The 8,116-nt window shown below is 33.1% G+C and carries 4 protein-coding genes and 4 pseudogenes; all 8 read right to left on the minus strand.

Annotated elements, in window-relative coordinates; genetic code table 11:
* Window positions 1-164: 164 nt before the first annotated feature.
* Window positions 165-455: a hypothetical protein gene (locus U881_RS0101165; RefSeq protein WP_024652987.1), complete on the minus strand. Its 291-nt coding sequence runs from the start codon at window positions 453-455 to the stop codon at window positions 165-167.
* 1,254 nt (window positions 456-1,709) lie between these two features.
* A pseudogene (locus tag U881_RS13670) lies at window positions 1,710-2,803 on the minus strand (variable large family protein).
* 266 nt (window positions 2,804-3,069) lie between these two features.
* Complete coding sequence (locus U881_RS12535) at window positions 3,070-3,240, minus strand: hypothetical protein (RefSeq protein ID WP_160164763.1); 171 nt, start codon at window positions 3,238-3,240, stop codon at window positions 3,070-3,072.
* A gap of 205 nt (window positions 3,241-3,445) precedes the next feature.
* Window positions 3,446-4,489 carry a variable large family protein gene (locus U881_RS0101200; RefSeq protein ID WP_038363200.1) on the minus strand — a complete coding sequence of 348 codons (1,044 nt, stop codon included), beginning with the start codon at window positions 4,487-4,489 and terminating at the stop codon, window positions 3,446-3,448.
* 539 nt (window positions 4,490-5,028) lie between these two features.
* Window positions 5,029-5,371 (minus strand): annotated as a pseudogene (locus tag U881_RS12160) (variable large family protein); the annotation flags it as partial.
* A 35-nt stretch (window positions 5,372-5,406) separates the two neighbouring features.
* Window positions 5,407-5,481, minus strand: a pseudogene (locus tag U881_RS13675) (hypothetical protein); the annotation flags it as partial.
* Between the two features lie 532 nt (window positions 5,482-6,013).
* Window positions 6,014-7,084: pseudogene (locus tag U881_RS10380) on the minus strand (variable large family protein).
* A 168-nt stretch (window positions 7,085-7,252) separates the two neighbouring features.
* On the minus strand, window positions 7,253-8,116 hold an 864-nt coding region (locus U881_RS0101220; RefSeq protein ID WP_024652992.1), incomplete at its 5' end, for a variable large family protein.

The raw sequence follows: 8,116 nt of genomic DNA on the forward strand, positions 1-8,116 counted from the left end.
ATATACATAATCATAGTCAATATCTTCTGGAACAAGTACTGGAAAATTAACTATTGTTTTATCTATTCGCTTAGACTGCACCTCATCGCTCATATAAACTGTCCAAAGCTTATCTTCGCTTTATGTATAATCTTTTAGCTAAATATCGCAAATGAAATCTCATGTTACGTCTCCTTTTCTTTTATAATTTTACTTTCTTCTTCTTTAACTACAATACCTAAACTTGATAAAGACAATCCCTTAGTCGTCTTAAATCCTGCATAATTAGTTTCAAATTCAATATTCATCTTAGGCAATAATCTGTATGAAATGTCTGGTGCAGAGTTATTTGATATATCACCTATTATATTCACACCAGTATTGTCTGTTATACTTTGCTCTAATGTATCAGAAATCATACCGTCTAAAGAACGGTTTTGTGCACACATCTGTCTTTCTTTAACTTCACTAAACATCCCTACCCTTTCATCAATTTTGAAAAGAGATACTTCAAAAGTAAACCTAAATTCTTTGTTTTTAATTTATATTAAAAACAATAACACACATAAATACAACCCATACTTATAGATTGTATTCGTAAATTACTATCTATAGTACAAATATTATATCTATAAACATAATTTAACAAGAAAACATCTTCTATGTATTTCTCACAAAGAATAAGAGAAGCGTTTCCTCTCATAACTTTTTTTAGTATTGATTTTTTATTGATAATTATTTACTGCCGTCCTAATGTAAAGATTATAGTACATAACCTAATGCAACAAGAAAACATCTTCTCTGTTTTCTCATATAGAACAAAAGAAGTGCTTTCTTTCAATGATTTCTTTCAAGTAAAAATTTGTTACCAATAATGAATATGGTGGAAGTTTTTTCAAAGCAACCTACATGTAAAGACAAAATTAGATGAGCTTAAAATGAAGTAAATTCTTTAATTATAAAGATAAAAGAAAACAATAATAAAGATCATCAAGTATATCCAACTCTATATATACCTGTTTTGTGAAGTAAATTTTTTACCAATTGAAGTTTTGAGTATGGATTTAGTAGTGCGTGGTATGTTTGGTAATCTTTATAATATATTACTATAGATTTCAACATATTAACTGTTTTAATAAAAAGTTGAAAGCGGAAGGATGGTTGATATCTACTAATCAAAACTAATCTAACAAATCATTACGCCTAGCTCTAAAAAGTTTAGCAGAACTTGCTTATAGATAGTAATATTACGAATACTATCTATAAGTATGGACTATATGTGTTATAAATTTATATTTAAAAAAAGAATTTTGGCTTACTTTTATTTAAGTTTTATTTTATGGTAGTTAAATATAACTTTAAGCTTTATTAGCACTTGGTGTTTTCATAATTGATCAATTTTAGAAATAAACAGCTAATATACTGAAATCACCACCATACTTTTCTTCATCATAATACCTATCCTTCTCCATTCTCTTTTCTCTCTTCTCGCCTTCTTTTATTTATTTCATTTTTATCCCCCCTTATTCTTTCTCTTTTACTTAAAGAGAAAAATCAAAATGAATGATACATAAATGAACAAAGGATCAAAAAAATACACTTATCATAGAATATTCAAAAATAACACACACAAAAATAATAAGATACTAAAATACAAAAAAGGAAAACAACTCTCCTACATAAAGAAAAAAATGTTTTCTTTAATTGACTTTATTATTTAATTTTACAATTTATTTAGTAGCAGTAGGTCGAATAGTACCAGCTTCAGTCACATCAATTCCAGGAGTATCAGAATAATTTATTCCCTTAACTGCTTCTCTTACTTTCTCTATATTTCGACTTACTGTTTTCCTAACTATCATATCAAGTATTCCTAGCACCTTATTTACTGCACTTTTACTGCTGCTCCTTTAACTGCTCCAGCTTCTGCCTGAGCAGCACTAAATTTACCACCTTCAGTCATAGCCTTAAGAGCTACTGCTGCCGCTAGGTCTGCATTGCTCTTTGCTCTTTGCTCCTGCACCATGATTGTTATGCTGGTCCTAAACTAGTAGATGAAATTGCTAAAGCAGATTCATGGGCAATGGTTAATAAAATTAAAAGTTCTACAACCAATCCTGCTCAACTTGCTGGTAACGGTAAAGATGCTGGAACATTAGCTACTACTGGTGCTAAAGCTGCTAACCACTAGCAGCAGCATTAGAAGCAAGCACAGCAGGGGCAGTAGCATCACCACCATCAACTTTATCACCGTCACTTCCTGTTTCAATCTTTACTCCAGATTTCTCTGCTACTTCAATAATTTCCTTTACATTTTCAATTATAGATTTAACGCTAGCTTCATTAGCTGCAACACCACCACCAGCATGATCATTATGACCAATCTCAGTCGCACTATCATTTGTTACACTAGCTAGTTTAGTTAGAGCACCAATTAATTTATCCAAAACATCACTTGCTCCTTTAATCGCATCCTCCACTACCCCAATTGTACCCCCTCAGCATTCTTAGTTTCAGATATTTTACCTGATAGCTCGTTTAACTTATTCCTAGTTGCAGTAAGTCCATCTCCTATCTTCTTAAAATGCTCTCCTACCTTACTTCTCTTATCGCCCGATTTAACCACACTAAATCCTAATTCATCACCAATAGCATTCCCAAAAATGCCAAAAATCTCATAAAACCCTTCTCCGATCTTTACCAATGTCTCTAAAAAACTATTCCTCTTCTCTAATCCCTCTTTCTCCAACAATAACCCACTATTACATCCCATCATTCCAACCATCATCATAATAAGCAAACTTCTCTTGAAAATAGTATTCATCTTCCCAATACCCCCTCTCTTATCTTCTTTCGCTCTTATTTCTCTAATATCTCTCATCTACTTTTTCCCTCCTTAATCAACTCTTTAATCCCCCCCAATCTTTAAATCCTCAATTTAAGCTTCCCTTCTCTTCCCTTTCTTGACTCCCTACATAAGACCTTTTAAATAAGCCCTCCTCACTAATCTCATCTAACTTCTAGAAAAAGTTACTCAGAATACATACTTTTTTATTCTCTTCTTTATAAGTTCCCTTCTCTTCCCTTTCTTTAAAGAGTCTCTATTTCTATTTCTAACATTGCTTCAACAGAAAAAATAAAATAAATTAAATAAAAAATGAATGAATGAATGATAGACACATATGATAAATGAATGCTTAATAAAAAAACATCTCCCCTGTATGCCTCATAAAAAACAAGAGAAATGTTTCCTTTAAACATACAATTTTACTCCAACAGCAAAAGTGAAATGCAAATAAGAAAATGAATGATACATAAATGAAAAAAATAAGAAAATACAATTATAAAATAAAAAAAATGATAAATCTTTAATAAGACATACTAAAACGCAAAAAAGGAAAACAATTCTCCCACAGAAAGAAAAAAGTGTTTCCCCTTAAATTACTTTATTATTTAGTCTGACAATTTATTTAACCACAGTACCAGACTCTGTAGTTACAGGAGTATCCTCAGGATTAATTTTCATTGCTTCTTTAACTGCCTTAAGTCCCATGTCAATTGTTTTCCTTATTGCCACAGTTAACGTATCTAACGCTTTAGTAACTGCACTTAATGCCGCTCCTTTAAATCCAGCAACAGCAACATCAGCAGCAGCATTAGAACTAGCAAATTTACCATCCTTAGCAATAGCTCTTAATGCTATCCCTCCTGCTATAGTTGCATCTTTAGGGGCAATACCAGCATTCTGAGAAATAGCTAATTTAACAGAATCACCACCATCTTTCACCATAGCTTGTAGTATATCAGCACCAGTTACGGCTCCAACTGCCTTTGCTGCATCAGCTGCTACTTTTTTTGCATTATCAGCACTACCAGCTGAACCAGCAGCAACAACAAATAATTTACCCGCTTCACCATCTTGAGCAGCGGCATTTCTTGCAGTATTACCATCTTCAGCTTTTTTATCATTCCCAGCATCAGCATTCCCTACACCTTTAAGCACCACATCCACAATACCTTTAATTCCTTTTACTAGCATATCAACTCCAATACCAGCATTACCAGCAGCATTAGTAGCAGCAACATTCCCAATTGGATCACTAGCATTACCAATAGCCTCATTAGCAATTTTAGCACCATCAATTATCTTATCAAGAGTTTCACTAACCAATTTTTTCACCGCAATCTCTACCGCAGAAGAATTAGGATTCCCTTCAGTTTTCATATCAGCAACAATTTTTTCAAGGGCAATCTTAGTGCCTTCCACAGTTTTCTGAACTTCCTTAAAATAATTTCCAACCTCCGATTTTTTGGACTCTACTTTAAATCCTAACGCGCCAGAAACCATATCACCAAAAGAAGTAAAAACATTCAAAAAATCATTTCCCAAACTAACTAAAGATTGTAAAAATTTATTCTTCGACTTCTCTTCTTCCAATACTCCACTATTACATCCCATAACTCCCAAAATCATCATAATAATCAAACTTCTCTTGATCACTCCTCTCATCTTCCCAACACCCCCTCTCTTATAGTAATTAACGTTCATTTCTCTAATTCCTCTCATCTACTTTTTCCCTCCTTAATCAACTCTTTAATTCCCCCCAATCTTTAAATCCTCAATTTAAAGCTCCCTTCTCTTCCCTTCCCTCTCTAAGCTCATCTAAATAAGCTCTCCTTCCTTCTAAAAAAAGTTACTCAGAATACATACTTCCTTCTCTTCTTTTTCTTCTTTTATCATTCCTTTCTTCTCTTTTTATAAGTTCCCTTCTCTCTTTTATTGAGTCTCTTTTATCTTTTTTATTGAGTCTCTTCTTCTCTTTCTATCAACTTTACTTCAACAGAAAAAACACAATAAAAATGAATAAATAAAAAATGAACGAAATGCACACATGATAAATAAATGCTTAATAAAAAATATAAAAGAAATACATTAAAATCAATGAAATCTAACAAGAAAACGTCTTCCCTATATGTCTAACAAAGACAAAGAGAAGTGTTTCCTTTAAATAACTTTTTAGTTTACTGATTTTTATCGGCAATGACCTATTATTGTCCACTAGCTGCAGATTCTGCTGCCTTATCTTCCTGTTTAATTGTAGCTAGTATTTCATTTATATTTTTTAAACCACTATCAAATGTATTTCTTATTGCTATTATTAAAGCACTTAATGTCGTTTACAGCACTTACTGCTACTATCTTGACTACATATTCAGATTTATCATCATTATTAGCAGCAAATTTACCACCCTTTGCCATTGCTCGCAATGCTATACCTACTGCTATAACCGCATCTTTATCTTTTCAAGTATCACCAAAATCTTTACTCTCTTTTTTTGCAGTAGCAATCTCAGCTGCATTTTTCGCTTTATCAATCCCAACATCATTATTAGCAGTCTTGTCTTAGTAGAATTAAGATCTAACTTATCTTTTTTAAGCACCAAATCAACTATTTCCTTAATCCTCTTAACCACAGAATTAACACTATTAAAATCTGCTGCTGGCTCTGCAGCATCATTTTATAACTCAACTGAACATAATTATTTGTTTAATGACTCTCATCTTCCCTATGCCCCCTTGCTTAGCTTCTTTTACTTTCTCTTATTCCTATTTCCTCTTTTAGGGCAGGGCCCCCCTAATTTCTCAAATTTCTTTCATCCTCCTTTTTCCCTCATGATTCTCTTTCTTTAAAAAAACTTACTATCTTTAAATCCAATTACCATCTAAATAATCCCTTCTCTTCCAATATCCCTCCTCTATCAAACTCCTTCTCTTCCCAATCTCAATAAGATCCTATTCCTCTACCTTACCTTTAATTTATATATCATTCATTCGTTTTTTATTTCATTTATTTGTATTTTTTCTGTTTAAGTAATCTTTTTAAGAGAAAAAAATACTCTTTATAAAATCAACTTGTCAAATAAAAAAATGAGAAATTTTTAATAAAAGATACTAAAATGAAAAAAAGGAAAACAACTCGCTTCCATAAAAAAAGTGTTTTCCTTAAATGACTTTATTATTTAGTTTGACAATTTATTTAGTAACAGGAACTTGAGTAATACCAGCTTCTGGAGCATTAATTCCAGAAGTATCAGAATATTTAATTTCCTTAACAGCTTCTCTTACTTTATCTAGACTTTTACTTACCGTTTTCCTAATTACTAGCTCAAGTACTCCTAATACCTTGTTTACTGCACTTACTCCTGCTGCTTTAACTCCTACAAACTCATCAGCAGCAGCGCTAAGTTTACCTCCTTTAGTCATGGCCTTAAGAGCTACCGCTGCCGCTAGGTCAGCATTAGTCTTTGCTCCAGCACCATTAGCAGTAGCTGCCCCAGTAGCTAGTACTCCAGCTTCATGATCATTATTGGCAGCAGGAGCACCAATGGAAGTCTTAGCATTCCTAATCTTATCAATCATTGCCCATGGATCAGCTTTTGATACCTCAGCCGCTAGTTTCGGACCAACATTAGCATCAGCACCAGCATTGTGAATCAGTGCTTTAGATCCATTAGCATTCGTCACCTGTTCACCAGCAATCCCAAAATCAATCTCTACTCCAGACTTCTCCGCTGCATCAATAATATTTTTAACTTCTGCAATAATAGTCTTAACGCTAGCTTCTTCAGCAGGGACTGAAGTAGAATTGTTAGCAGTATCACCAATATCAGCACCATCATTAGTTACACCAGCTAGTTTAGTTAGGGCACCAACTAACTTTTCAAAAACATCACTTGCTCCCTTAATTGCACCCTTAACAGCTTCAATTGCAATCCCATCAATATTCTTTGATTCAGATAATTTACCTGATAGCTCTTTTAATTTATCATTAGTTTCTGTTAATCCATTTCCGATTTTCTTAAAGTGTTCTCCCACCTTACTTCTCTTATCGCCCGATTTAACCACACTAAATCCTAATGCATCACCAACAACATTCCCAAAAACACCAAAAATCTCCTAAAATCCTTGCCCGATCTTAACTAAAGAATCTAAAAAACCATTCCTCTTCTCTAATCCCTCTTTCTCCTCTATCAACCCACTATTACATCCCATCACTCCCATAATCATCATAATAACCAAACTTCTCTTTATTACTCCTCTCATCTTCCCAATATAAGCTAATGCTTAATAAAAAAATAAAGAAAATATATTAAATTAATTAATTTAAAAAGAAAACATCTTCCCTATATATCTACACAAAAAATAAGAAAAGTGTTCCCTTTAAATAATTTTTTACTTAATTTTATACAATTATCTATCGTTGTACACTAGCTAACGCTTCTGAAGATTTATCTTCTTGTTTACCTTAGCTAGTGCTTTATTTATCTCTTTTAATCCACTATCAACTGTATTTCTTATCGCAATCATAAGAATACTGAGTGTCTTGTTTACTGCACTTGCTACTGCTCCATTTACTGCATGAGCTGATTTCTCTTCACCATTTTTAGCCGCAAATTTACCATCCTTTGCCATTGCCCGCAATGCTATACCTCCTGCTATTACCGCATCTTTCTTTGCTGCATCAAGAGTTTTAGTACCAGAATCATTCTTAGCAACTGCAATTTCAGCTGCATTAGTTACTTGATTAATACCTTTATTAGTATCAGCATCTCCTGACTTTGATATAGCTTGCAAGATATCAGCTCCACTTACTGCTCCTACTGATGCACTTGCGGCTGCAGCTTGTGCTTCTGTTCCATCATTAGCACTTCCTTTAGCAAACAAATTCCCAACTGATTTCCTTTCATTTTCTTCAGTCTTATTTACTTCTGCACTTCCCTTATCCTTTAACACCACATCAACTATTGTTTTAATTCCTTTAACTAGTGCGTTTACACTTGATACTTCTCCAGGTTTAGCGTCTTTATTTTGTTCAGCATTTCCTATAGCAATATCAGTTGTAGCCCCTTTCGATGCTTCTTTTGCTCCTTCTGCAATTTTATCTAATATCCCACTAATAAATTGCTCAACTACTTCTTTCACTTTTGGATAATTACCATTTTCTGCAACTAAAGTGTTTAATTTATTCTTCACTAATACCATAGTCTTCTCAATATCAATAAAATACTTCCCTATATCACTCTTTTTCGTTTCTGCCTTTATCCCCAATGTCCCACTCACCATATCCCCAAATGC

Origin of the sequence: Borrelia persica No12, assembly GCF_000500045.1 — a bacterium.
Lineage (GTDB): Bacteria > Spirochaetota > Spirochaetia > Borreliales > Borreliaceae > Borrelia > Borrelia persica.